The organism is Paramicrobacterium salitolerans, from assembly GCF_051513965.1.
GTDB lineage: Bacteria > Actinomycetota > Actinomycetes > Actinomycetales > Microbacteriaceae > Paramicrobacterium.
In genome coordinates this window covers 125,444-149,727 of record NZ_CP195847.1, presented here as the reverse complement: position 1 = coordinate 149,727, position 24,284 = coordinate 125,444, and the positions used below count along the sequence as shown (strand labels likewise).

Here is a 24,284-nt window from a genome sequence, read left to right as displayed (position 1 = left end):
ATTCGCATGGCAGGAACCCCGGACGTCAGCCGTAGACGTCGAAGCGGACGTAGCGCTCCGCGGCATCCTCCCCGCCCGTCACACCGAGCACCTGCCGTCGCGCCTGGTCGAGCACGGCGTCGCCGCTCAGCGCCTCGAGGTACTTTCGGTGCTCTGCGAGCGACGCGATCGCGGCATCCACTCCCCCTGACACCTCCACCGCGCTCTGCCCGGTCGGCGAGTTCACGATGATGCGCTTCACGCCTGCCCAGGGCTCGAGCCCGTCGTCGCTGAGGTCGGGGAAGATCCACTCGTTCGCCGCATCGGAGACGGCATCCAAGACCGCGAGGCCGAAGGCGCGGTGGTCGGCGCTGTTCCAGGCGCCGGGGAACCACGTCTCGTGGAAGTTCATCGTGACGACGAGGTCGGGTCGGTGGCGTCGGATGGCCGCCGCGACGTCGCGCCTCAGAATGGGTCCGTACTCGATGGTGCCGTCGCGGTGGTCCAGAAACTCCAGCTCGCTCACACCGACGTGTGCGATCGCGCGGCGCTGCTCGCCCTCGCGGACGCGCGCCGCTTCGTCTGGAGGCATGCCCGCGATACCCGCTTCACCACGTGTTCCGAGCACGTAGCGCACGTCCTTGCCCGCGGCCGTCCAGGTGGCGACCGCAGCGCCGACGCCGTATTCGGGGTCGTCAGGATGCGCCATGATGACGAGCGCGCGCTGCCAATCGTCGGGCAGAGGAGCGAACTCGGATGCCGTTGCGTCGACGCTCATGGCACCTCCTTCGGTGGGATGTCCCGGCTGGGTGATTCGGTTCCGCGAGTCTGCGCTCCGGAGCGCCGGATCGAGGGGATGAAGGCGATCCAGGCGATGGACGCGATCGCCGCGCCCATGATCATCGATGCGGGGTCCATGGATTCACGGTAGGCGCCGCGTGCCCTGTTGTCGAGGGAGCGTCGCGTCAGAAAGTCGGAAATCTGAGGCGCCCGTCGGCGTGTCGGGCGTCGCCACGCCGGTAGTAGCTGAAATTTTCCGATTCTCTGCACGGGCAGGTGCATTCGCCGCAGGAGCTCCCAGGCGGGCGCGTCGGCCGGAGGATGCCGCAGACGGGTGCGTCGACCGACGGATGCCGCAGGCAGCAGCGCTACTCGATGACGCGCGCAACCTCCGCCGCGTCGACCTCCGCGAGCGTCGCCGGGCTCCACTTCGGCGCATTGTCCTTGTCGACCACGCGCGCGCGGATCCCCTCCACGAGGTCCGGCCGGTCCAGCAGCCACGACGACGTGCGGTACTCCTGGTCGAGCACGTCGCGCAGGTGGTCGCGCTCGCGCGAGCGGCGAACCCCCTGCAGCGTCGCGACGATGCTGGTCGGGCAGAGGTCCGCGAGCTCGGCAGCCGCTGCTCTCGCGGTATCCATCTCTGCGGTCTCCAACCGCGCCACGATCTCCTCCGCGGTGTCAGCGCCGTAGCAGGCGTCGATCCACTCGCGCTCGGCCTCGAGAGGCGCAGCGCCCGGGTCGACCTCAAGTCGCGCGACGATCGCCGCCGGGTCCTCATCGCCGGCGAACAGGGCCTCGCGCAGCTCATCCAGTCGGTCACTCGGCACGACGTGATCGGCGAAACCGCACCACACGGCATCCGCGGGGTTCATGGTGGCCGCGTTCATTCCCAGATACGTGCCCACCTCGCCGGGAGCGCGCGCGAGCAGCCAGGTTCCGCCGACGTCCGGTGCGAGGCCGATGCGCGTCTCGGGCATCGCGACCCTCGACCGCTCGGTGACGATGCGGATGCTGCCGTGCGACGCCACCCCGACACCGCCGCCCATCGTGACGCCGTCCATGAGCGCGATGTACGGCTTCGGAAAGTTCGCGATCACGGCGCACAGCGTGTACTCGTCGCGCCAGAAGTCTCGCGTGTCGTTGGGGCGCCCGGCGAGAACGTTCTCGCGCAGCCCGCGGATGTCTCCTCCCGCGCAGAGCCCGCGGTCTCCCGCTCCGTCCAGCAGCACAGCGCGCACGCGCGGGTCGGTGCGCCACTGCCCGAGGGCGTCGCGGATGCCGGTGATCATCCGATGCGTCAGCGCATTGATCGCGCGCGGACGATTCAGAGTCAGATGCCCGATGCCGTCGTGGACTCGGGCGAGAAGCTGGGGTTCGTCGCTCATGCTCTCACGCTACCGCCACGTCAGAGGAAGATGTCCGGAAAAAGCTCCGACTCGTCGACGCCCGGTGAGTACTTCGAGAGGTCTGTCACACCGGCCTCGGCGAGCACGTCCTCCACGATGAGCGACTGCCCCGTGTACTCACGCGCCGGCTTGACCAGCACCTCGTACGCCGCGTCTGCGTAGATCTCCGGCGTGCGACTGCGCTGCAGCATCTCGTCGCCTCCGAGGATGTTCCCGACGGCCGCGGTCTTGATGGTGGTGCGCGGCCACAGGGTGTTCGCGGCGATCCCGTCGCGCGCGAACTCGGCGGCCATGCCGAGCGTCGCCATGCTCATTCCGTACTTCGCGAGCGTGTACCCGGTGTGAGCGCCGAGCCACTTCGGATCGAGGTTGATGGGCGGGCTGAGCGACAGAATGTGCGGGTTCGCCGCCTCGCGCAGGCTCGGAATCGCGGCGCGCGAGAGCATGAACGTGCCGCGCACGTTGACGTCCTGCATGAGGTCGTAGCGCTTGGGCTCGAGGTCGAGCGTGCGCGAGAGATTCAGCACGCTCGCATTGTTGACGACGATGTCCACACCGCCGAACTCGCCGACCGTCTCGGTGACGGCGCGCACGATGTCGTCGTCATTGCGCACGTCGCCGACGACCGCGATCGCCTGGCCGCCGGCATCCCGAATCTGCTGGGCCGCCGTGTGGACCGTGCCCTCGAGCTTCGGATGCGGGGTGTCGGTCTTCGCGAGCAGCGCGACGTTGGCGCCGTCGCGGGCCGCGCGCAGAGCGATCGCGAGCCCGATTCCGCGGCTGCCGCCCGACATGAGAATGGTTTTGCCGGCGAGAGTCTCCTGCGTGGTCACTATGCCTCCTCGGTTTCAGGGGTGGTGGATGCCGCGGTGCGAGGCGCCCCGGCCGCAGACGCGGCGGCCGGGGCTCCGGCAGAGCGAGAGGAGCGCGCGACGAACGCCGCGATGCGCGCCGTCGCCTCCGGAGTGTCGAACGCGGCCCCGATCGTGCGCGCTTCGTCATCGAGGGCGTCCTGGTAGCTGCGCGGGTCGAGGGTCCGTGCCCGCAGCAGGCGCTTGGCTTCGCCAAACGCACCGGAGGCGCCGTCAACCCACGATGCGGCGATCTCGCGGGCGCGCGCGGCGAGAGCGGCATCCTCGACGACCTCGTTCGCGAGCCCCCACTCCACCGCCTCGTGCGCGTTCAGGCGACGTGACGTCAGCGTCAGCTCGAGCGCGCGGCGGGTGCCGACCGCGTCGGGAAGCAGCGTGCTCACTCCGCAGTCTGGCGTGAGCCCGATGTCGGCGTACTTCGACTGGAAGCTCGACGACTCGTCGACCACGATGTAGTCCGCGGTGAGCATGAACCCGAGGCCGCCGCCCGCAACCGCGCCGTGCACCGCGGCGACGATCGGCTTCGCCATCGCCTGGAAGGTGCGGTGCCCCTCGTGAATCGCGTTCGCGAGCTTCTCGATCATGCTGCCGCCCTCGCCGAAGCCGGCCATCTCGGCGACATCGCCTCCAGCGCAGAACGCCGGCCCTGCGGCATCCAGCAGGGCCGCCTTCACGTCGTCGCGCTCGGCGATCTCGGCGGCGATGCTCCGCCAGCGATACGCGGCGTCGTCGTTGATCGCGTTGAGTCGCGCGGGCCGGTTGAGGGTCACGTGGGCGATTCCGTCGCTCACTTCGAACAGGATGCTGTCAGCCATCGTTCTCCGATTCTCGTGGGTCACTTCGTCGCCGCCGTTGAGGGGGCGCACCGCTGCTCGACGCCTCGTGGTGGCGCAGACGTCTCGCGCACGCGGCCGGTCGGTCTTACTTCGGCGCCATGCGGATCGCGCCGTCGAGGCGGATCGTCTCGCCATTCAGGTATCCGTTGTCGACGATGTGCTCGACGAGACGCGCGTACTCGGCGGGGCGGCCGAGGCGCTGCGGAAACGGAACCTGCTGCCCGAGCGAGTCCTGCGCGGGCTGCGGCAGGCCGGCGAGCATCGGGGTCTCCATGATTCCGGGAGCGATGGTCATGACGCGGATGCCGTACCGGGCGAGCTCCCGCGCGATCGGAAGCGTCATCGAGTGCACACCGCCCTTCGACGCGGAGTAGGCGGGCTGGCCGATCTGGCCGTCGAACGCCGCCACTGACGCTGTGTTCACGATGACGCCGCGTGAGCCGTCGTCTGTCGCATCGGTCTCCGCCATCGCCGCGGCGGCGAGCCTGATCACGTTGAACGTTCCGATCAGATTGACGTTGACGATCTTCGCGAACGCGTCGAGGTCGAGAGGGCCTTCCTTGCCGAGCACCTTCGCGGGCGGTGCGATGCCTGCGCAGTTCACGACGGTGCGCAGCGGCCCGAGTTCGCTCGCGGCATCCACTGCCTTCTGAATCTGTTCGGGGTTCGTCACGTCGGCGGGCACGAAGCGGCCATCGATCGCGTCGGCGGCGTCCTGCCCGTTCGAGCCTTCGAGGTCGACGATGACGACCTGGATGCCGCGGGCTGACAGCCTGCGCGCGGTGGCGTGGCCGAGCCCGGAGGCTCCTCCCGTGACGAGTGCTGAAGTTCCGTCGAGCGTCATTGCCTCTTCCTCCCAAGCGTCGCGGCTGGTGCGCACGGGGCGAATTCGTGACTCGCGCCCCTCGTGCGTCGTTGCTCCGAGCCTATGCCCGGGCCGGGCGCCGCTCCACCCGTTGTGGGCCGCGTGACGGATGCTGTTGCCCGCCCGCACCGCGCATTGTCGACGCTCTACAACTCGGCGTGCGTCTCCTCTGCAACGGCCTGGCTTGCGCCTCCTCTGCAACGGCCCGGCGTGCGCTACTCCTCGCCTGCTGGACGCCCTGCAAAATTTCCGTGAGACAGCTACCTGCGGTCGATAGAGCCTGCCGCGGCACGCACTATCGACCGCATCCCGCTCTCCCGCGCGCTCTCTCGCTCTCTCGGGCGCCCCATCCCGCTCTTCCGCTCCCTCGCTCCCTCTCCCCCGCAGCCCTTCACTCGCTCTCCCTCTCCTCTCCCGCTCTCTGCGCCGCTGCAGGCGGCAGGCGCTCCGGCCCGCGTAGGCTGAGGCACGTGGCCGAGACAGCTTCAACGCCCCGCAGGCGAGGGCGGCCGCGCAAGACACAGCGCGGCGATACGCGCGAGCGCATCGCGGATGCCGCGGCCGCGGAGTTCGCCGAGAAGGGCTACGAGGCGGCATCCATTCGCGGCATCGCCCGTCGTGCCGGTGTGGATTCCGCACTCGTGCACCATTACTTCGACACGAAGGCCGCGCTGTTCGCCGAGGTCGTGAAGCTGCCGGTCCGCCCGGATCGCGTCGTGCGCCAGGCCCTCGAGGCCCCCATCGAGCGGCTCGGCGAATCCATTGCGACCACCGTGCTCACGGCGTGGGAGAGCCCCGCGGTCAAACCGGTCGGCATCACCATCCTGCGCTCGGCGATCGGCAGTTCCGCGGCGGGCGGTCTCATCCGGCAGTATCTGCTGCGGGAGCTAATGAGCGCCATCGCGGGCAAGCTCGAGGATGCCGGCATACCCCGCCCCGAAGCGGTGCTGCGCGCCGAGTTCGTGCTCACCCAGATCGCCGGCGTTCTGATTCTGCGTCACGTGCTCGCCGCGGAACCTCTCGCTTCGCTCCCCGTCGGAGACGTGATCGCCCGCGTCACCCCCGCGCTCCAGGGCCACATCGACGGTCTGGGCTAGCCGCGCCTGCAGTCACTCCTTGGCTTCTGGGCACTACCCTCTCGGACCGGCTCTCGTCAAGAAATCGGACTTTTCGCCCTCGCCGCGGCGTGTCGCGGCCCAACACGCCGACCGACCCTCGAGATTTCCGACTTCTTGCTAGCCCCACCGCCAGAGCCACCTGCCCGCCGCCCAGAACCGCCCGCCCGCCACAAGAACCACCCGCACACCACAAGAACCGCCCGCACACCCCTTGACGGCACCCCCTCCTCGGGCGTTTAATTCATCACATGATGAATAATGCGATCGAGGTACGTGGGCTCACGGTCCGCCGCGGCCGAAAGACCGTGCTCGACGAGCTCGACCTGACGGTGCCGTCGGGCGCGATCGTGGGGCTCCTCGGGCCGAGCGGCAGCGGCAAGTCGACGCTCATGCGTGCAATCGTCGGCGTGCAGGTCATCCGCGGCGGAGAGGTCTCCGTCCTCAGCAGTCCGGCGGAATCTGCACCGCTGAGGCGACGGGTCGGGTACATGACGCAGCAGGCGAGCATCTACGACGACCTGACGGTGCAGCAGAACCTCCGCTACTTCGCGCGGGTGCAGGGCGCACCGGCATCCGATATCGACCGCGTCATCGAACGCACCGACCTCACCGCGCAACGCGATCAGCTCGCCCGCACCCTCTCCGGAGGCCAGGCAAACCGCGTGTCGCTCGCGGTCGCCATGCTGGGCTCTCCCGATGTGCTCGTGCTCGATGAGCCGACGGTCGGCCTCGATCCGGTGCTGCGCGCCGACCTCTGGAGCATCTTCCGCGGCCTCGCCGACGATGGTGCGACGCTCCTCGTCTCAAGCCACGTCATGGACGAAGCGACCCGCTGCGATCGCCTCCTGCTCATGCGCGACGGCGCGATCATCGCAGACACCAGTCCCGCGGACCTGCTCGAGAGCACGGGGGCCGCCAACGCCGAAGATGCATTCCTGCGCGTCATCGAAGAGCATGAGAGTCAGGATGCCGGCGAGACCACGCGCTCTCGCCACGGCCGCCACGCGGGAGGTGCCCGATGAACCCCGTTCGCACGCTCGCGACCACGGGCCGCGTGCTCCTGCAGATCCGCCACGACCCGCGCACGATCGGGCTCCTCCTCATCGTGCCGAGCCTGCTCATCGGCCTCGTCGCCTGGATCTTCGACGAAACCGATGTCTTCACGGACATCGGCCCGGCGATGATCGCGCTGTTCCCGTTCATCGTGATGTTCCTCGTGACGAGCATCGGCACTCTGCGCGAACGTCGCAGCGGCACGCTCGAGCGCCTACTGTCGATGCCCCTCGGCCGCGGCGACTTCATCCTCGGTTATGCCCTCGCTTTCGGGCTGCTCGGCGCCATCCAGACCGCCATCGCGGTGGCCTACGCAACCCTTGTGTGTGGACTCGAGATCACGGGCTCGGTCGGTCTGCTGTTCGTCGTCGCGATCGCTGACGCACTGCTGGGCACGGCGCTCGGCCTCCTCGCGAGCGCGTTCGCCCGCACCGAGTTCCAGGTGGTGCAGTTCATGCCGGTCTTTGTGTTTCCGCAGATCCTCCTCGGCGGCATCTTCCTGCCGCGCGATCAACTGCCAGACGTACTCGAGGTGATCGGAGATTGGATGCCGCTCTCGCACGCGATCGACGCACTCACCGCCGTGGCCTCGGGCGACGAGGACGCCGGTTACGTGTGGCTGCGCGTACTCTTCGTCGGATGCTGGATCATCGGCGCGATCGTGGTCGGATCACTCACTTTGCGGCGACGCACTCCCTGATCGCCCCTATAAACCGCACAGCTGGCTCCATGATTTCATGAATATCCTGTCGTCAAGACAGCATTTGGAGGAATCATGACGTTCAACGGCAAGGTCGCACTGGTGACGGCGAGCGGAGCGGGCATCGGCGAGGCGATCGCACGACGGCTCGCGACTGACGGCGCCTCGGTGGTCGTGTCGGACGTCAACGACGAGGCCGGTCAGAACGTCGCCGACGCGATCAACTCCTCCGGCGGCACGGCGATCTACGTGCACGCGAACGTCGCCGACGAAGATGAGGTCGCGGCGCTCATGTCCGCGACGATCGAGCGCTTCGGCCGGCTCGACCTCGCGGTGAACAACGCGGGCGTCGGCACCATGCCGAAGCGCCTGGTCGACCTCAGCGCCGCGGAGTGGGACCGCACCTTGAACGTGACTCTCCGCGGAACGTGGCTCTCCATGAAGGCCGAGATCGCGCACTTCCTCGAGAACGGCGGCGGAACGCTCGTCAACATCGCCTCGATCGGCGGGCTCCAGCCGACTCCGACGCTCTCACCCTACGGCGCGAGCAAGCACGGGGTCGTGTCGCTGACGCACAGTGCCGCGTCGGAGTACGCCGCTGACGGCATCCGCATCAATGCTGTCGCTCCCGGACCCATCGAAACCGCGGCCCTCGCCTCACTCCCCGACGCCGACAAGGCGAAGTACTCGAGCGAGGTTCCCATGAAGCGTCTCGGCCAGCCCGCCGAGATCGCGGCGGCCACCGCGTGGCTCCTCTCTGACGAGGCGTCGTTCGTCACCGGCGCAGTTCTTCCGGTCGACGGCGGCACTCTCAGCGCATGACCCCCTGATGCGCGGAGCCACGCACCGCCGCACACCCTCGCGCGTGACCGTCACGCCTCCCCTTTCCCCTTCAGGCCCGGCTGACGCTCACGCGCGAGTGGTACTCTGACGGCGTTCCCACCCCGCATCTGTGAGGTCACAATGCTGCAGCATCTCGAGTTCGTCGCGCAGTTCTTCGTCGCGGCCTTCGAGCAGTCTGCCGCGAGTCACACCCTGTGGGAGTTCGCCCTCGTCGCGGCGATCGGACTCGCGGGCGGCGCCGTTGCGGTGGCTGTTCGTACGAGCATCCTCGCCGCCGCCCTGCCGACGGCTGAGCGACTCCCCGGAGGCATCGAACCTCCACGCGACACGTCCCACATGCTCGCGCAGAGCGCACCGGATGCCGCGGGAAAGCCGCGCCCTCGAGCACCGGGCCTGGTCACGACGACCATCGCCTGCCGCTGACGCAACGCACCTGCCGCACTCGAAGCACGCCCTGAGCCACACCGCACAGCGGCCTGCGCAACCCGCCTGAGCATCCAGCCCGGTTTGGCTCGGCCTGAGCGCGTCGGCCCACGCGCCCGCTGCGCTGCGCGGCTCGTTGCCGCCACGGCATCCGATGGTCACACGACGTCCCCGATCCCTCGTCGAAAGTGACCCATGAACATCTACGAATTCGCACCTATCGCGTGGCTGATCAACCTCGCGCACACTGTCCTCACCTTTCTCAGCGACCTGCTCGCGCCGATCGCGGGAGGGGCCAGCGCCGCCCTCGCGGTCGTGCTGCTCACGATCATCGTGCGGGCGATCCTGATTCCCGTCGGCCATTCGCAGGTGAAGGCGCAGAGCGACCGGCAGCGCATCGCCCCGCAGCTCGCGGAGCTTCAGAAGAAGTACAAGAAGAAGCCGGAGGTGCTGCAGCGCAAGACGATGGAGCTGTATCAGAAAGAGAAGGTCTCGCCCATGGCCGGGTGCCTTCCCGTTCTCGCGCAGACTCCGGTGCTGATGGCGGTGTACGGTCTGTTTATTCTCCCCACCATCAACGGCGCACCGAACGACCTGCTCACGCAGACGGCGTTCGGCATTCCGCTGGGGCAGAGCTTCGTTCACGCGATCTCGACAGGCAGCGTCACCGTGACCTCGGCGATCGTGCACATCGTCATCATGGCGATCATCGCGGTCGTGGCGCAGTTCTCGCGCAAGCTGCTCATGCCGCCGACACCGCCGCAGCAGGCGAAGCCCGAACCCGCGCCCGGAATGCCTCAGATGCCCGACATGACGAAGGTCACCAAGGTGCTGAGCTTCATGCCGTTCATGACGGCGGTCATCGCGGCGTTCGTGCCGTTCGCGGCCGCGCTGTACCTGCTCGTGACGGTGTCGTGGACTCTCGGCGAGCGCCTCATTCTGCGGAGAGTGATGGGCGCGGACTCACCACTGGGCGGAGCGGATGCCGCGGGAGCGACGCCCTCGACGGCGTAGCGAATCACCAGACCGACGTCGGTGAGCTCCTGTCGCACGGCGTCGCCGGTGTTTCGTCACACGTCTTCAATTCGACGTTCGCTCACGATATGGTGGATGCCGCCGATGAGGTTCCCCACACATCACGGCATCCCCGTCTGATCCCCCCATGGTCACGAGCGATTCGAACGACACCAGTGCCACCGCGCCTGCGAGCGCAGCCCTTGGCGACGCCGAACACGGCGTCGAACACGGCGCCGATGTCGACCCCGGTATCACAACGGACCTCGACCGTGACGGCCAGAGCACTGCCGAACGCGGTGACGAGACTGCGAGCGATTTCGAGGTCGCGGCCGAGACCGCTGGCAAAGTCCCCAGTGAGACCGCTGGCGAGGTCCCAGACGATGTCGCGGCCGAGGTCGAGATCGCAGCCGAGGTCGCTGACCAGGTCTCTGCCGAGATCACGGACAATGCCGCTCTCGGTCGCGATGGCGAGCCAGACGCATCGCCTGACGTCGAGCGCTCTCTCGAGTTCGATGAGGTTCCGCTCGAGAGCGCATCCGCTGGTGAGTTCTCCGTCGGTGCCTCCTCCACGAACGAGCCCCTGGCCGCCGATTCCACGGATGACACGTCCGCCGCGGATGTTTCCCCGACCGACGATTCCCCCGTCGAAGGCCCTGCCACGGGCGAGGAGCTGAGCATCGGAACAGCGCTCGACCTGCTTGCGTCAGGGTGGCGGCCCGCACCACATACGTTCGTGAGTTCGACGTCGATGCTCGGCGAGACGCTGCCTGTCACAGCATCCACTGGAACTGCGACCCTCGAACGCGAGCGCCCTTCAGCGCCCGAGAGGGCAGAGCCCCGCGATGTCTTGGACGGTCTGTCGGACACCCTGGAGTTCGAGCCGTTCGAGCTCGACGAGCCCCAGCAGCAGTTCGCGTCGCGTCGCGAGCGCCGGATGGCCGATCGTTCGCACGGCCTAAAGGACAAACCGGCTTCGCGCACGGCGGTCACGGCCAATGCGACGCAGACGCTCGCCGTAATCGGGGACTCCGTCGCCGGCGCCGCCCGCACCGTGCGCGGTCACCGGTTCGTTGTGGCAACAGGTCACGCGCTCGACACTGCTCGCCGAGCCGTAGTTCGTCGATTCGTCCGTCTGAAGCCCTCGCAGCGCATCCTCGCTTCCGGAGTGATGGTCGCAATCGTGGCAGCGCTGGTGGGCATCGTCGCTCCGGTCACGATCGAGAAGGTCGTGCACGCCAACGCGCACGCGGCCTACGCGAAGGCCGCCAAGACGCTGGAGGCCGCACGAGCCGCCTACTCCGACGCGCGTGCCGCGTGGGATGCTCGCGCGGAACGCGCCGCCGCCGAGCACGAGGTGTTCGCGACGATCGAGAGCACGCTTCCGGCATCCCTGGCCGACCCCGCTTCGGCGCGCGAGGGCTTCGTCGAGGCGAGTTCGTCGTTCACCGTTGCCGCAGACCTTGTGCCCTCTGACGACGGCGTGGCCCAGGCTGAGCCGGGGTTCACGCTGCCGCGCCCCGCGCCCGTCGCGGACCCTTCCGTCGCGACAGACCACCTGCGCGCAGACACACGGGAGCTTCTTCGTCTGGCGGGAATCACCTCCACCGAGGCGAACCGGCTCACCCAGGCAACACAGCGCATCGACGACGCCTACGACGCGACCGTCACATCGCTTGACGGGCTTGTGACCGCGGCACATTCCAAGGGAGTGACGCTCTCGTTCGAGAAGGCGAGCGAAGAGACGCGCCTGGCATTTGAGAAGGCGGTTGCGGCTCTCGTCGCACCCATCCCGGGTGAGACGTCGAGTGGCGCATCCGATGATGACGACGACTCCGAGACCTCCGCAGCGACGAGCGACAGCGGCGACACCGGCACCGCTGAGACGGCCGGCGTGAGCGTCGGCACGAACGAGACGACTGGACCTACCGAGAGCACTGCTGTCACGAGCACGGCTGTCGAGGGTGCAGGCATGCCGACGACAGCGGAGGCGTTTCTCGCACTGCTCTCTGAAGCACAGAATTCCGCGCAGACGGCTCCCACCAGCACAGCCACAGCCGCAGCCGCAGCCGCAGATGACGATGTCGCCAACGTGCTCCAGGTCACGAGCGAGCGCATCGCTGCGTACGTCGACGCCCACGACGCCGCGAAGGCCTCCCACGACGAGGCGGTGAAGGCCGAGAAGGAGCGGAAGAAGGAAGAGCGCGAACGGCAGAAGCGCGACAAGCGCGACAGCGACCGCGGTGATGACGGCGGAGATCGCGGTGACCGGGACGACGGTGATGATCGCGGAGACTCCGACGACGGCGACCGGCGACATAACTCGTCGTCACGCGGCGATGTCCGCGAGGGCAACGGCCGATGCACCGGCTGGGGCGGCTCCGCGAGCGCGGCGTGGACCGACGACATCAGCATCCCCCGCGGCACCTCAACGTGGTGGATCGACGACTACTCGGGCGGCAGCACGTGGACGGTGTATTGGATCTGCTCCAACTGGTGATCTCCACGCTGATGATCACACTCCGCCCGCACCTCAGGGTCGATTGAGCGCGTCACCGTCCGAGCTGAGATCCGCGTCAGGGCGAATCGGCAAAGCCTCGATGTTCGGTGTCTGCACAAGCTCTCTGATCAGGGATGTCGAACCGGCGACGAGCGTCGAGTCGTAGTCGATCTCGGTCGCGAGCAGCCAGGCATGATCATCGGGCCACAGGATGCTGGGGCTCTGCGCCCACAGCCCGTCGTCGATCCACGGAGCACGCTGCGTCCACCCGGCATCCATGAGGTCTCTTGCGCCCGCTTCGAACAGCACGTAGCGACGCCCCGTATCGGCGTGCAGATCGAATCGCGGCCCCGCCGCGACGTCACGCGCGAGTAGGCCGGACCCGAACGGAGGCTCTTCCGGCGCGAGCCCCGGCACGAACGGCGCGATGCCGCGAGCCCACTCGCCGGCAGCGAGCCGCGCTTTGAGAAGGGCGTCTCGCACCGGGTTGCCGCTCGCTTCCCAGGCGACGAAACTCGCGACGCCCGCCGATCTGACAAGACCGCCCCAGCCCTCCCAAATCGCGGCGACACCAGCATCCGGCGTCTCCGTGTGGCGTGCGAGTACATCGGCGACCACGCTGAGAACCTCCCCGTCGAGGGAGCCCTCCGATGCGTCGCCGTACCGCCATCCATCGGGCGCGACGCCGCCAGCGTCTCCGTAGTCACTGCGCGTGAGGCGATGGTACTGCGCCTCAGAATGCATCGTGGTGCCGAAGGCGTGCGCGGTCTGCGCCCAGGTCGTGCGCTCCGTCTCGAGAGCAGCGTCGATGTCAGGCACGCTCTCGAAGAACGTCTCCTCATCGAGTCCAGTCCAACTGAGCGTGGCACGTGGGCGATCGCGCTCGACGGGGTGGAAGACACGGGCGTATGCCTCGAAACCGCGCGGCACAATCGAGAGGATGCTGCCGAAAGGCTCGCTCTCGAGAGGGCGAAGCCACTCGCCGCGCGAGACATCGGGAACCCAGTCAAACTGTTCAGTCACGGTCGTATCTTGCCGCATTCTCGTGGCGACGGGAGTGCGCCTCTGCGGCGGTATTCAAATGAGAGCGGTCTGCGGTCGTTAGAGACTGCCGCGGCAGTCTCTAACGACCGCAGGTAGCTCTGTCACCGCACAGACCAGCGCGGCGCTGCGGTGCGGCACTGCGCTGCGCGGCGTCACGTCGTGCGGCGGTGCGGTGCGTGGCACCGCGGTGCGCGGCGGGCAGCGCGCGCTGCGGGCGCCGGTCGCTTAGGAGGCGCCGCCGTACTCCCCGATGCCCTTCAGCACAGCGCGCGCGAGCGTGTGGAAGTGCAGGTTGAAGCCGAGGACCGCGGGGGTCGACTGCGCATCGACGTCGAGCGTCGGCACGTCGACCGCGTGCACGACGAAGAAGTACCGGTGCACGCCCGTCCCCTCGGGAGGAGCGGCGCCCGTGAACGACGGTTCCCGAAGCTCGTTCGGCAGAGTGATGGCGCCCTCCGGGAGGAGCCCGGAGTCCGGCGCGCCCGCGCCCGTCGGCAGCGAGGTCACGTCCGCCGGAATGTTGAAGACCGCCCAGTGCCAGAAGCCCGACCCCGTCGGAGCATCCGGATCGTACGCGGTGACCGCGAAGCTCTTCGTCCCGGGCGGAAACTCCGACCAGCTGAGGTGCGGCGAGGTGTCGGAGCCGCCAGCTTCCGCGGAATACTGCGGCGCCTTGAGCGGCAGATCCGGATCGAGGTCGTCGCTCTCCACGGTGAACTCGGGCACCGGATCCAACTGCGCGTACGGATCGTAGTCAAACATGAACAGCTCCGTTCTTGTCGGGTCCGTCCAGACTATCCACGAGCGCCGGGCGACGAAACAGCGGTAGATCTCATACCTCTGGGGGAGGCACATCATCCCCTGGCAGGATGCCGCAGGCCGCCGCATCCGATGGACTTGAACCGTGCCCCACGACACCGCAACACCCCAGACCACCGCCACACACACTCACACGGAGAAGCGCATGTCCAACGACCGCCTGCTCGCACGCAGCGCCACCTCGCTCATCGTCACCGCGACGATCACCGGCGTCGTCGCCGTCACCGCCGCGGCCGCAGCGCTGTGGCTTATCACGATCGGTCTCTGACATCAGACCACCGCGCCTACACTCGTGACGTGAGAAGGTACAGTCGTCGACGTCGCGCCGGAGCTGCCCTGGTCGCGCTGGCGCTCGCGGTCACGTTGACGGGCGCGTGCTCTGCTACGGCATCCGATTCCGGCGTCAACGCACGCGAGACGCCGACGCCGTCACGCGCCGACGCCCCCACGCCACCGCCGCCCGGTGCCTTCGACTATCAGCTCGGCGGCGCGTACGCTCCCCCGGATGACGTCGCAATCGTCGTGCGCGACAGCACCGCCAGCCCGCTGGCCACCGCCTACAGCGTCTGCTACGTCAACGCCTTTCAGACCCAGCCAGGCGAACAGGATGCGTGGGAGGGCCTCATTCTGCTCGACGGCCGCGAACCGGTCGCAGACCCCGCTTGGCCCGACGAACTCCTTCTCGACACGTCGTCAGCGCAGCTCCGGACGGCGATCGCAGAGCGCCTGCAGACGCCGCTCGAGCACTGCGCAGACGCGGGCTTCGACGCGGTCGAGTTCGACAACCTCGATTCCTACGAGCGCTCGAGCGGCGCACTCACCCTCGAAGACAACGCCGCACTCGCGGCGGAGCTCATCGAGAGAGCGCATGGGCTCGGCCTCGCCGCAGCGCAGAAGAACGCGGCGGAACTGCTCGCCGCCCACCTGCCGAGCTCCGGGAGTTCAGCGTCCGCCGGGCCTGACACTGCGCACGGTGGCGACGAGCGTCGCGCTGGGCTCGATTTCGACTTCGCGATCGTCGAGGAGTGCGGCGCCTTCGACGAATGCGACGCATTTATGGCGCACTACGAGATCGTCCTGGACATCGAGTACGACGCCACTGCTTTCGATGACGCATGCGAGGACGGATCGCTGCCCGCCGCGGCGATCCTCCGCGACCTCGATCTCGTTGCCGGGGGGGAGCCACGACTACGTCTACGAACGTTGCCAGGATCAGCGCGAGACGGCCACGTAGAATCGTTCGGTGGCCATCCCGAAGATCCTGCTGTACTACGTCTTCACTCCGCTCGCCGACCCTGAGGCGATTCGGCTGTGGCAGCGCGACCTGTGCGAGTCGCTGAATCTCCGCGGGCGCATCCTCATCTCGAAGGACGGCATCAACGGCACGGTGGGCGGGGACCTGGATGCCGTCAAGCGCTACCTCCGCAAAACGCGCGAGTACCCCGCGTTCAAGCAACTCGACGTCAAGTGGTCCGAGGGCACGGGGCTCGACGAGTCGGGTCAGAGCATCGACTTTCCGAAGCTCAGCGTCAAGGTGCGCGATGAGATCGTCTCGTTCGGCGCGCCGGAGGAACTGCAGGTCGATGAGAAGGGCGTCGTCGGAGGCGGCATCCACCTCACCCCTCGCGAGGTCAACGATCTCGTCGCCGAACGCGGTGACGACGTCGTGTTCTTCGACGGGCGAAACGCCTTCGAGGCTCAGATCGGCAAGTTCAAAGACGCCATCGTGCCGGACGTCGACACGACGCGCGAGTTCGTCGAGGTGCTCGACTCCGGCGCGTACGACCATTTGAAGGACCGACCGGTGGTGACGTACTGCACGGGCGGCATCCGCTGCGAGGTGCTGTCGAGCCTCATGAAGTCGCGCGGCTTCGACGAGGTCTACCAGATCGACGGCGGCATCGTCCGCTACGGCGAGACGTTCGGCGACGACGGCCTCTGGGAGGGCTCGCTCTACGTCTTCGACAAGCGCATGAAGCTCGAGTTCTCAGACCACGCGGCCGTCATCGGCTCCTGCGCGGTCTGCGGCGACTCGACGAGTCACATGCAGAACTGCGCTGATCCCTCGTGCCGGACGCAGCTTGTCGTGTGCGAGGAGCACGCGGCATCCTCACCCTTCTGCGTCACCCACGCGGCCCAGAACCGCCCGCAGGCTCAGAACCGTTCGCAGGCTCAGTCCTCGTCGTAGTCGTCCGGTCCCTCGTAGTCGGAGTCCTCCTCGTAGTCGTTGGCGTCCTCGAGTTCGGTCTCCGCCTCGTCACCGTAGCCCGCTGAGGCGCCGCCCTCGTCGACATCCTCCGGGGTCTGGCTGAGATCTGAGAGACGCTGCTCGAGGACATCGGCCTCGTTCGCCTCGACCTCACCGGGAGTCGGCGCATCGGTGTCGGAAAAGTTCGGTTCGAATCCTGGGTCACTCATGGTCCGCTCCTCTCCTGTGCTTCGACGGTACGACTCCGCCGTCATTACGGCAACAGGCAGACTCCCAGCTACATTTCATTCTCTTGGCGGATGCCGCGGAGCCCCACGATCGGCAAGACTGAGGTCACAGCCACGAGAGGAGCCTTCATGACGAGCCCCGGAGTGACGATCGACATCTCCCATCTGTCGAAGACGTTCGGCGGTTTCAACGCCGTCAACGACCTGTCATTCACCGTCCAGCCCGGTCGCGTGACCGGATTTCTCGGCCCGAACGGAGCCGGCAAGACCACGACGCTGCGCGCGCTGCTCGGGCTCGTCACGCCGTCATCCGGTTCTGCGACTTTCGATGGAACCGCGTACCGTGATCTTCGAGCGCCGCTCACGACGGTGGGCGCCGCTCTCGAGGCATCCAGCTTCCACCCCGGCCGCAGCGCGCGCCACCACCTCGAGATCTACGCGCAGGCGGCGGGCATTCCGACGGCACGCGCTCGAGAGGCGCTCGCCCTCGTCGGAATGGAGGGGTTCATGGACAAGCGCGTCGGCGGATATTCGCTCGGTATGCGGCAGCGCCTCGGCCTCGCGTTCGCTCTGCTCGGCGACCCGCGCGTGCTCGTGCTCGACGAACCGGTGAACGGGCTCGATCCGGAGGGCATCAAGTGGATCCGCAACCTGCTGCGGGGCCTCGCCGCGGAGGGCCGCACGATTCTCATCTCGTCGCACCTGCTGAGCGAAGTGCAGCAGACGGTGGACGACGTCGTGATCATCTCGAAGGGTGAGCTCGTGCACACGGGCACTCTCGCCGATCTCGATGCGGGCGATGAGCTGAGCGTCGTCGTCGACTCCCCCGACCGTCCGGCACTCGCGCGGGCGCTCGGCGAGGCCGGGTTCACGTTCACAGAGATGCGCTCCGGCTTCGTCGTCACGGGCGTCGAGCCGAGCGACGTCGGGCACGCCGCGTTCGTCGGCGGCATCGAGCTGCATGCGCTGCATCGGAGGGAGTCCGGTCTCGAAGACAGATTCCTCTCCCTCGTCGGAGGGGGTGATGTCGCGTGACCACGTTCATCCGCGGCGTCCGCGCCGAGTTCACGAAGCTGTTCACCACCCGGATCTGGTGGATCCTCCTGCTCATCCTGTTCGCCTACGTCGGCATGGTCGGCGGCGGCATCGCCCTGCTGCTCGGGGCCACCTCGAAGGGGCTGCTCGGCGCGTCTAGCGGGGTCGAGGGGATGCCGACAACCGGCTCGGCTCCCATGATCTACAGTCTTGCGACGAGCATCGGCTACGTCTTCCCCTTCCTGCTCGGAGCGCTCGCGACGACCGGTGAGTTCCGTCACCAGACACTCACGCCCACCTTCCTCGCGACGCCCAAACGCGGCGTCGTGCTCGCTGCCAAGTGGGCGGCGCTGCTCGTCGCGGGCGCCGGTTACGGCGTGGTCGCGATGATTGCGACCGTGGGGCTCGGCGGCGCGGCGCTCGCGGCGTTCGACATCGACACGGCGCTCGACTCGGGCGACACGTGGGCGCTCGTCGCCCGCTCGGTGCTCGCGATGGCGATCTGGGCGGCGCTCGGCGTCGGCCTCGGCGCGACCGTGCCGAACCAGGTCGCGACGATCGTGATCGTGATCGCGTTCACGCAGTTCGTCGAGCCGATCCTCCGTTCGGTCGGCGCCCTCGCGGACTGGATCGGGTCGGTGACGAAGTGGCTTCCGGGAGCGGCGAGCGACGCTCTCGTCGGCGCGAGCTTCTACTCCACGATCGACGGCGGTTCAGCCTCGCTCGAGTGGTGGCAGGGCGGACTCGTGCTGGTCGGCATCGCTGTCGTCATCACGTTGATCGGCTGGCTGCTGACGTGGCGCCGAGACATCACCTGATGACGAGACACCCCCTGACCGGCAGTGCGGATGACGAACGCTGCGGCAGAGCAGCGCACGAGCAGCGTCGCGACGTCTGGGGAGCGTCGCGGCGCGGCATCCGTGCACAGTCATCTGAAAACCTGACGCCGTAGGATCTCCTCATGGAATCGCTCCTCATCGTGGTGCTGCTCGCGGCGATCCTCGGCGCGGGTGCCGTCGCCTATTTCGTCATGTCGAAGCGGTCAAAGAACCGCGCGCTGCAGCAGCGGCGGGAGGCCAGCGCGGCGATCGATGCACAGGTGACGGATGCCGGTCAGGCTCTCGTTCGTGCGGATGAGCGCGTGCGCCTCGCAGGCGACGAACTCGGCTTCATCACGGCGGAGTTCGGCGAGGCCGTGGTGTCGCGCTACAGCGGCACGCTCGCCGAGGTCCGAGGGCTCCTCACCGAAGCGTTCCGCATCAACCAGCTGCTGTTCGACGAGAAGCCCGACACCGACGACGAGCGTCGGCAAATGTCACAGGGCATCGTCGACCGCTGCCGCACGATCGACACACGTCTCGCGGAGGAGAACGCGTACGTCGCCGGGCTGCGCGACACGATGCGAGGGTTTCCGGATGCCGTGCAGCAGACGCGCCGCGACATCGAGAACGTGCGCACCACCGTCGGTCCGGCCCGATCCGCGTTGGAGGGTGCCTCGGGGCGCTACGCCGAATCGGCGCTGCGTCCGATCGCGGCGAACGTGGAGCAGGCAGAGCGCCTGCTCGAGTTCGCTGAACGCTCCCTCACGATCGGCGAGGAGAAGCAGGCTCAGAACCTCGCCGTTCCGGCCGGCAAGGCACTCGGCGTCGCTCGCGAGAGCGTGACGCGCGCCGACGGTCTCGTTCGCGCGGTGAACGACTTCGAGATGGAGGCGCTGAAGGCCGAGTCCACGCTCGCGGCGGTGATCGACGACTCGCGCGGTGACCTCGAGGTCGCCCGCGCGATGCCCGAGCGATCAGCCGAGCTCGACAAGGCGATCGGCAGGCTGCAGCGCGAGACGGATGCCGCGAGCCGGCGAACCGGCGCATACGATCCGTTCCAGACGCTCTCCGCGCTCCGCGACGCCAACACAGCGCTCGACGCGGTGATCGCCCGGATCTCGGAGCGCAAGGCGGATGCCGAACGGCTGCGCGCTCAGCGCGACAACGCGATCGCTGACGCCGAACGACAGATCACCGCGGCACACCACCTGGTGGACGACTACCGCGCGCCGATCGGCCCCGACGCCAGAACGCGCCTCGCGGAAGCGCAGCGCACGCTCGAGCAGGCCCGCGGCGAGACAGACACACAGACCTCCCTCGGGTCTGCGCGCCGCTCGGCATCCCTCGCATCTGAGGCCGCGCGGCTCGCGCACGAAGACATCCAGCGGCACACACAGGGCTTCGGCGGCATGCCCGGAGGCTACGGCAGCGGAATGGGGCCGGGCATGCGCGGCGGCTTCGGCGGCCGGCGCGGCGGAATGGGCGGGGGCGACATGCTCACGGGCATCCTCGGCGGCATGGTCATCGGCGGTCTGCTCGAGGACATGGGCGACATCTTCGACTGACCCGGCCTCTAGGCGGTCGTGAGGTCCCGCTGTCGAAACCTCACCAACCCGATCACGACGAGCACCGCGGCGATGATCGAGAGCACCACGAGCGGAGCGGCGTCGACGTCGGGGACCAGCAACTTCGGCGTCGCGGCGAAGACCGTCGCATCGATCACCTCGTCGGCGAGCCCGAGCACCCCGCCGAACATGGCAACCACCGCGCTTGCCCCGTAGATCGACCAGGAGACGGCGAGCGCCGCCCTCGGCAGCACGGCCGTCAGCGCCGCGACGAGGCCGATCACGACCGCGACCGACGGCAGGTAACCGAGTGCAGCAAGAGCGAAGCGCCCTGCGGCGCCGCCCTTCCCGAACGCCGCACCCATTGCCGCGCCGCTCACGACGAGCAGGATCACAGACCATACGACGGTGACGCTGAGGGTCGCCGCCAGCACGCGCCAGCGTGACAGCGAACCGGCGAGCTGAGCTTCGAGACGCCCGGATGCCTCATCGAGGCGCAACCGAGACGCTCACTGCACCGCGAAGCCACCGACCAGCAGCGCGTTGAACAGCAGAAACAGCTCGACGAGCGAGCCGAGCACATCGTCTCCGCCGCCCGTGAACGCTTCGACGTAGGGATTGCTGCTGTCGACCATGTCGGCCATGTCTGTCACGATGCCGCCGAGGAACGCACCGCTCACGGCGAGCCCGAGGACCACCCGATCAGTGCCGAGCGTTCGAGACGCAGCACGAGGCCGATGGGTGTGACGAGCAGCGCACTCGCCCAGGGTGCACCGGGGCGCTGGGGAAGAACGCCGGCTCCGAGGTCACGGCGTGCTTCGACGGCGAGTGCGACGCAGCATCCTCCGACCCCGAGACCGACGAGCAGCGCGAACGGCCACCACGACTCGTCGCCGTACGGACGCATGTTCTGCGCCCACCCGATCGGCGACGCCCAGCTGAGCGGATGCGGCTCCGACCCGTCGGCCTCCACGTCAGCGATCGCACGCACAAGGTATGCCGCCGCCAGCACGAGGGCGGCGATGGTGTTGGCGCCGCGCGGGGTCAACGTCAGCTGGCCGCAGAGCGCCGTGATGCCGACGAATGCCAGTGCCAGACCCGCGATGCCGCCCCCGAGCACGACGGAGCCGCCGATGTCGAGGTCACACGCGGCCGCAGCCGTCCCGATTGCGCCGCCAAGCACGACACCGAACGCAGAGACCACGGTGACGTTCGCCAGGGTCGCCGCGTGTCGGCCGAGGACTCCCGCGCGCAGCAGCTCGGTGCGACCGGCTTCCTCGTCGGCGCGGCCGTTGCGTGTGACGAGGAAGATCACGGCGAACACGGCTGCGATCGCAATGGTCATCCAGAGTTTGATGACGAGGATGCCGCCGTACGTGTCGGCCGCGTACGGCAGACCGGTCATCGATGCGATGGCCGGCGTGTTCGCGATCTGCGCGTACTCCTCCCGTGACTGCTCGGTCGGAAAGGCCTCACGCTGCGAGGCGTTGGTCGCGGGTACGAGCGCGGTGAGAACGATGATCCAGACGAGCATCCTGACCCAGTTGCGTCGGAGGAAGAACCGGCACATCGTCCAGAACCCGGTGAACGCGTGACTGCCGCGCCGCCCACGGAGCTCTGACCGCTCGCGCTCTCGACGGTCGGCGCGGCCGGCATGGCGCCTGGTCGGTCGGCTGGCGGCCACGTGGCTCATGATGCCTCCGTCCGGTCAGGTGCGGGGGCACCGTAGTGCCGCAGAAAGAGATCTTCGAGCGACGGCGGCGCCGACACGACCGACCGCGGCCTCAGCTCGGCGAGACGCCCCAGCACCGCGGGAAGATCGGCATCGCTCACTGTGAACGTCACCCGGTCGCCCTCGGAGGTGAGGTCGGCGATGCCGGGGAGCTCGCGGAACGCTGCCTCACTGGCATCCGTCGTCACCGACATCGTGCTGCGGTGCAGGTGTCTCAGCTCGGCCAGGGTCCCGGATTCGACCGTGCGCCCCTCCCGGATGATGGTGATCGTGTCGCACAGCGCCTCCACCTCCGCGAAGATGTGGCTCGACAGCAGCACACTGCGGCCCTCGTGCGCAGCCTCGCGGACGCACTCCGTGAAGATGCGCTCCATGAGCGGATCGAGTCCCGAGGTCGGTTCGTCGAGAATCAGCAGCTCTGCGCGCGATGACAGCGCCGCGACGAGCGCGACCTTCTGTCGGTTTCCCTTCGAGTACGTGCGCGCTCGCTTGTGACGTCTCCCGGAACGTAGGCGATGCGGCGGTGCAGCGTCACGGCATCCTGCCATGGATCACCGCCGAGAAGCCTCGCGCGGCCCGAATCTGCGCGCAGCAGTCCGAGCAGAATGCGGATCGTCGTGGATTTGCCGGAGCCGTTCGGCCCGAGAAACCCCGCGATGCTGCCGGTCTCGACGGTGAGATCGAGCCCGTCGAGCGCCCTCGACCGGCCGAACGTCTTGACGAGACCTGCGACCTCGATGGCGTGATCAGTCATCGTCCTCTCCTTCCCGACTCTCCGCGCTCTGCGGAGCCTCGTTCTCGACGTATTCGCGATACGCCGCCAGATAGCGGTCGTCGGCGAAGACGCCGTGAGTGAAGATCTCGAGCAGCGGCAGCATGTTCGTCCTCATGGCCCGTTGCAGAGTGCCGCCCGGGTCGTCGCTGTCGAGCGCGGGATCCAACGCGAACTGCACGATGTACGAACCGAGCAGCATGGCGACCAGCTGCCGAGTTCGGGCATCGTCATCGTCGCTCGGAACCACGAGTCCCGAGTCCACGGCCTCGGCCATGACCGCACGGGACTCCTCGACGAAGTGGTCGAAGAAGCGCCGGGCGGGGGCGCCGCCCACGCTCACCGCGCGCACGACATAGGCGAGAAGGACGCCTGCGGGATCCGCCGCGACGTCACCGAACATCGGGCCGGGCGACCGTCGCATGCTCGTCACCTTGAGCTCTCGGTACCGACGAAGCACCTCGTCATCGCAGCTGCGCCGCAGCTCGTCCTTCGAGCCGAAGTGGTGGCGGATGAGCGAGACTATACGCGTGTATAGCGTTCGGCAAGGGGGCCCGATCACGTTTCGCTCTCTCGCGCAATTCCTTGTGTCCCCACGGCACCGTGCCTAGGTTGGCTGTATGACGTTTCGCGGATGGTGGATCGAGAAGACGACGGATGCCGAGGGGAAGCCGCAGCAGTCTGCCGCGCTGAACGACCTCGAGCCGGACGTGCTGGCGGAGGGCGACACGTGGGTCGACGTGGCGGCATCCAGCATCAACTTCAAAGACGCCATGGCGCTGACGGGCAGACCCGGAATCGTGCGCGAATGGCCGATGATTCCCGGAATCGATGTGGTGGGCACCGTCCATTCCTCCGATTCGGGGGTGTGGATGCCGGGAGACCGCGTGCTCCTCAACGGCGCAGGTCTGGGTGAGAGCCGTCACGGCGGCCTCGCCGAGCTGGCCCGGGTCGATGGCGCGCAGCTGGTTCGTGTTCCGCACCGCTTCACCCCCAGCCAGACAGCCGCGATCGGAACCGCGGGTTTCACCGCGATGCTCGGCGTGCTCGCGATCGAGAAGCACGGTGTGCGGGCGGGCGACGGCCCTATCCTCGTGACCGGTGCGGCTGGTGGTGTCGGATCGATCACGATCGCGCTTCTCGCGCACCTCGGCTATGAGGTCGTCGCCTCCACGGGGCGGGCTGACACGGAGGGCGACTACCTGCGCCGCCTCGGCGCCACGGATGTCATCGATCGCCACGAGTTGAGTGACGAAGTCGGCAAACCGCTGCAGAAGTCGCGGTGGGCGGCGGTGGCGGATGCTGTCGGAAGCACGACCCTCGCGAACGCTCTCGCTCAGACGCGCTATGGCGGCATCGTCACGTCGTGCGGTCTGGCGCAGGGTTCGGACCTGCCTGCGACTGTCGTACCCTTCATCCTGAGAGGCATCACGCTCGCGGGAATCAATTCAGTGGATGCTCCGCACGAGCTGCGCGAGGAGGCGTGGACGCGTCTTGCGCAGAACCTCGATCCGGACCTCCTCGACGGAATGACCGAGATCTACGCTCTCGCGGACGCCCGGTCGGTCGCGGAGCAGGTGCTCGCGGGGTCTGTCCGGGGCCGCAGTGTCATCGATGTGACGCAGTGACCTAGCACCGCTAGTGTCCTAGTGATGACCTAGTGACCTA

General features: G+C 68.0%; 27 protein-coding genes and 1 pseudogene. 14 read left to right on the top strand and 14 right to left on the bottom strand.

The genetic code is table 11. The features are described 5' to 3' along the window. Positions 1 to 25: 25 nt before the first annotated feature. The 6 genes from ACSAGD_RS00720 to ACSAGD_RS00695 all read right to left on the bottom strand — a co-directional run bounded on the left by ACSAGD_RS00720 (position 26) and on the right by ACSAGD_RS00695 (position 4,720). Complete coding sequence (locus ACSAGD_RS00720; RefSeq protein ID WP_437583788.1) at positions 26 to 757, bottom strand: PIG-L deacetylase family protein; 732 nt, start codon at positions 755 to 757, stop codon at positions 26 to 28. Beyond that, the gene (locus tag ACSAGD_RS00715; protein ID WP_437583787.1) at positions 754 to 897 is read right to left on the bottom strand and encodes a hypothetical protein; all 144 of its coding nucleotides are present in this window, start codon (positions 895 to 897) and stop codon (positions 754 to 756) included. The genes ACSAGD_RS00720 and ACSAGD_RS00715 overlap by 4 nt, the downstream gene beginning before the upstream one ends. Positions 898 to 1,127: 230 nt before the next feature. Further along, positions 1,128 to 2,147, bottom strand: coding sequence for an enoyl-CoA hydratase/isomerase family protein (locus ACSAGD_RS00710; protein ID WP_437583786.1), 1,020 nt, complete (start codon positions 2,145 to 2,147; stop codon positions 1,128 to 1,130). A 20-nt stretch (positions 2,148 to 2,167) separates the two neighbouring features. After that, on the bottom strand, positions 2,168 to 2,962 hold the full coding sequence (locus ACSAGD_RS00705) for an SDR family oxidoreductase (RefSeq protein ID WP_437585199.1): 795 nt from the start codon (positions 2,960 to 2,962) through the stop codon (positions 2,168 to 2,170). Positions 2,963 to 3,000: 38 nt separating this feature from the next. After that, the gene (locus ACSAGD_RS00700; RefSeq protein WP_437583785.1) at positions 3,001 to 3,855 is read right to left on the bottom strand and encodes an enoyl-CoA hydratase/isomerase family protein; all 855 of its coding nucleotides are present in this window, start codon (positions 3,853 to 3,855) and stop codon (positions 3,001 to 3,003) included. A gap of 106 nt (positions 3,856 to 3,961) precedes the next feature. Then, positions 3,962 to 4,720: a 3-hydroxyacyl-CoA dehydrogenase gene (locus ACSAGD_RS00695; protein WP_437583784.1), complete on the bottom strand. Its 759-nt coding sequence runs from the start codon at positions 4,718 to 4,720 to the stop codon at positions 3,962 to 3,964. A 491-nt stretch (positions 4,721 to 5,211) separates the two neighbouring features. On the opposite strand from ACSAGD_RS00695, the gene ACSAGD_RS00690 reads away from it, so the two are divergent. The 7 genes from ACSAGD_RS00690 (at position 5,212) to ACSAGD_RS00660 (ending at position 12,392) form a co-directional block, all read left to right on the top strand. Continuing rightward, a complete protein-coding gene (locus ACSAGD_RS00690) occupies positions 5,212 to 5,838 on the top strand; it encodes a TetR family transcriptional regulator (RefSeq protein WP_437583783.1) in 627 nt (208 codons plus the stop codon). Positions 5,839 to 6,107: 269 nt separating this feature from the next. Continuing rightward, positions 6,108 to 6,881 carry an ABC transporter ATP-binding protein gene (locus ACSAGD_RS00685; RefSeq protein WP_437583782.1) on the top strand — a complete coding sequence of 258 codons (774 nt, stop codon included), beginning with the start codon at positions 6,108 to 6,110 and terminating at the stop codon, positions 6,879 to 6,881. Further along, positions 6,878 to 7,612 (top strand): ABC transporter permease, encoded by a 735-nt coding sequence (locus tag ACSAGD_RS00680; protein ID WP_437583781.1) that lies wholly within the window; start codon positions 6,878 to 6,880, stop codon positions 7,610 to 7,612. Before ACSAGD_RS00685 ends, ACSAGD_RS00680 begins: the two co-directional genes overlap by 4 nt. Before the next feature lie 75 nt (positions 7,613 to 7,687). After that, the gene (locus ACSAGD_RS00675) at positions 7,688 to 8,434 is read left to right on the top strand and encodes an SDR family NAD(P)-dependent oxidoreductase (protein WP_437583780.1); all 747 of its coding nucleotides are present in this window, start codon (positions 7,688 to 7,690) and stop codon (positions 8,432 to 8,434) included. Positions 8,435 to 8,575: 141 nt separating this feature from the next. Continuing rightward, a complete protein-coding gene (locus ACSAGD_RS00670; RefSeq protein ID WP_437583779.1) occupies positions 8,576 to 8,878 on the top strand; it encodes a DUF6412 domain-containing protein in 303 nt (100 codons plus the stop codon). 195 nt (positions 8,879 to 9,073) lie between these two features. After that, entirely contained in the window at positions 9,074 to 9,892 is an 819-nt protein-coding gene (locus ACSAGD_RS00665) for a YidC/Oxa1 family membrane protein insertase (RefSeq protein ID WP_437583778.1), read from the top strand. A gap of 148 nt (positions 9,893 to 10,040) precedes the next feature. Beyond that, positions 10,041 to 12,392 carry a hypothetical protein gene (locus ACSAGD_RS00660; protein WP_437583777.1) on the top strand — a complete coding sequence of 784 codons (2,352 nt, stop codon included), beginning with the start codon at positions 10,041 to 10,043 and terminating at the stop codon, positions 12,390 to 12,392. 33 nt (positions 12,393 to 12,425) lie between these two features. On the opposite strand, the gene ACSAGD_RS00655 is transcribed toward ACSAGD_RS00660, so the two are convergent. Continuing rightward, on the bottom strand, positions 12,426 to 13,415 hold the full coding sequence (locus ACSAGD_RS00655) for a hypothetical protein (protein ID WP_437583776.1): 990 nt from the start codon (positions 13,413 to 13,415) through the stop codon (positions 12,426 to 12,428). 246 nt (positions 13,416 to 13,661) lie between these two features. Then, positions 13,662 to 14,198 (bottom strand): YbhB/YbcL family Raf kinase inhibitor-like protein, encoded by a 537-nt coding sequence (locus ACSAGD_RS00650; protein ID WP_437583775.1) that lies wholly within the window; start codon positions 14,196 to 14,198, stop codon positions 13,662 to 13,664. A gap of 202 nt (positions 14,199 to 14,400) precedes the next feature. On the opposite strand from ACSAGD_RS00650, the gene ACSAGD_RS00645 reads away from it, so the two are divergent. Genes ACSAGD_RS00645 through trhO form a run of 3 tightly spaced genes read left to right on the top strand, consistent with a single transcriptional unit; the run spans position 14,401 to position 16,443 of the window. After that, positions 14,401 to 14,523, top strand: coding sequence for a hypothetical protein (locus tag ACSAGD_RS00645; protein ID WP_437583774.1), 123 nt, complete (start codon positions 14,401 to 14,403; stop codon positions 14,521 to 14,523). Between the two features lie 29 nt (positions 14,524 to 14,552). Further along, complete coding sequence (locus tag ACSAGD_RS00640) at positions 14,553 to 15,554, top strand: endo alpha-1,4 polygalactosaminidase (RefSeq protein ID WP_437583773.1); 1,002 nt, start codon at positions 14,553 to 14,555, stop codon at positions 15,552 to 15,554. Beyond that, entirely contained in the window at positions 15,499 to 16,443 is a 945-nt protein-coding gene (gene trhO / locus ACSAGD_RS00635; protein WP_437583771.1) for an oxygen-dependent tRNA uridine(34) hydroxylase TrhO, read from the top strand. The genes ACSAGD_RS00640 and trhO overlap by 56 nt, the downstream gene beginning before the upstream one ends. Here trhO and ACSAGD_RS00630 read toward each other — a convergent pair. Then, positions 16,428 to 16,673 (bottom strand): hypothetical protein, encoded by a 246-nt coding sequence (locus tag ACSAGD_RS00630; protein WP_437583770.1) that lies wholly within the window; start codon positions 16,671 to 16,673, stop codon positions 16,428 to 16,430. The two genes, trhO and ACSAGD_RS00630, sit on opposite strands and share 16 nt — an antisense overlap. 147 nt (positions 16,674 to 16,820) lie before the next feature. Here ACSAGD_RS00630 and ACSAGD_RS00625 point away from each other — a divergent pair, with 147 nt between their 5' ends. The 3 genes from ACSAGD_RS00625 (at position 16,821) to ACSAGD_RS00615 (ending at position 20,112) form a co-directional block, all read left to right on the top strand. Beyond that, complete coding sequence (locus ACSAGD_RS00625) at positions 16,821 to 17,726, top strand: ABC transporter ATP-binding protein (RefSeq protein WP_437583769.1); 906 nt, start codon at positions 16,821 to 16,823, stop codon at positions 17,724 to 17,726. After that, positions 17,723 to 18,544, top strand: coding sequence for an ABC transporter permease (locus tag ACSAGD_RS00620; RefSeq protein WP_437583768.1), 822 nt, complete (start codon positions 17,723 to 17,725; stop codon positions 18,542 to 18,544). The genes ACSAGD_RS00625 and ACSAGD_RS00620 overlap by 4 nt, the downstream gene beginning before the upstream one ends. A gap of 143 nt (positions 18,545 to 18,687) precedes the next feature. Next, on the top strand, positions 18,688 to 20,112 hold the full coding sequence (locus ACSAGD_RS00615; protein WP_437583767.1) for a hypothetical protein: 1,425 nt from the start codon (positions 18,688 to 18,690) through the stop codon (positions 20,110 to 20,112). 8 nt (positions 20,113 to 20,120) lie between these two features. On the opposite strand, the gene ACSAGD_RS00610 is transcribed toward ACSAGD_RS00615, so the two are convergent. From ACSAGD_RS00610 to ACSAGD_RS00590, 5 genes and pseudogenes are all read right to left on the bottom strand, one after another. Continuing rightward, positions 20,121 to 20,612 carry a hypothetical protein gene (locus tag ACSAGD_RS00610; RefSeq protein WP_437583766.1) on the bottom strand — a complete coding sequence of 164 codons (492 nt, stop codon included), beginning with the start codon at positions 20,610 to 20,612 and terminating at the stop codon, positions 20,121 to 20,123. Between the two features lie 9 nt (positions 20,613 to 20,621). After that, positions 20,622 to 20,792, bottom strand: coding sequence for a hypothetical protein (locus ACSAGD_RS00605; protein WP_437583765.1), 171 nt, complete (start codon positions 20,790 to 20,792; stop codon positions 20,622 to 20,624). Beyond that, the gene (locus tag ACSAGD_RS00600) at positions 20,789 to 21,805 is read right to left on the bottom strand and encodes a hypothetical protein (RefSeq protein WP_437583764.1); all 1,017 of its coding nucleotides are present in this window, start codon (positions 21,803 to 21,805) and stop codon (positions 20,789 to 20,791) included. Before ACSAGD_RS00600 ends, ACSAGD_RS00605 begins: the two co-directional genes overlap by 4 nt. Further along, positions 21,802 to 22,598, bottom strand: a pseudogene (locus ACSAGD_RS00595) (ABC transporter ATP-binding protein). The gene ACSAGD_RS00600 and the pseudogene ACSAGD_RS00595 overlap by 4 nt, the downstream one beginning before the upstream one ends. Next, positions 22,591 to 23,178 carry a hypothetical protein gene (locus ACSAGD_RS00590; RefSeq protein WP_437583763.1) on the bottom strand — a complete coding sequence of 196 codons (588 nt, stop codon included), beginning with the start codon at positions 23,176 to 23,178 and terminating at the stop codon, positions 22,591 to 22,593. Before ACSAGD_RS00590 ends, ACSAGD_RS00595 begins: the two are co-directional and overlap by 8 nt. Before the next feature lie 58 nt (positions 23,179 to 23,236). Here ACSAGD_RS00590 and ACSAGD_RS00585 point away from each other — a divergent pair, with 58 nt between their 5' ends. After that, on the top strand, positions 23,237 to 24,244 hold the full coding sequence (locus ACSAGD_RS00585; protein WP_437583762.1) for an MDR family oxidoreductase: 1,008 nt from the start codon (positions 23,237 to 23,239) through the stop codon (positions 24,242 to 24,244). The last annotated feature ends 40 nt before the right edge of the window (positions 24,245 to 24,284 follow it).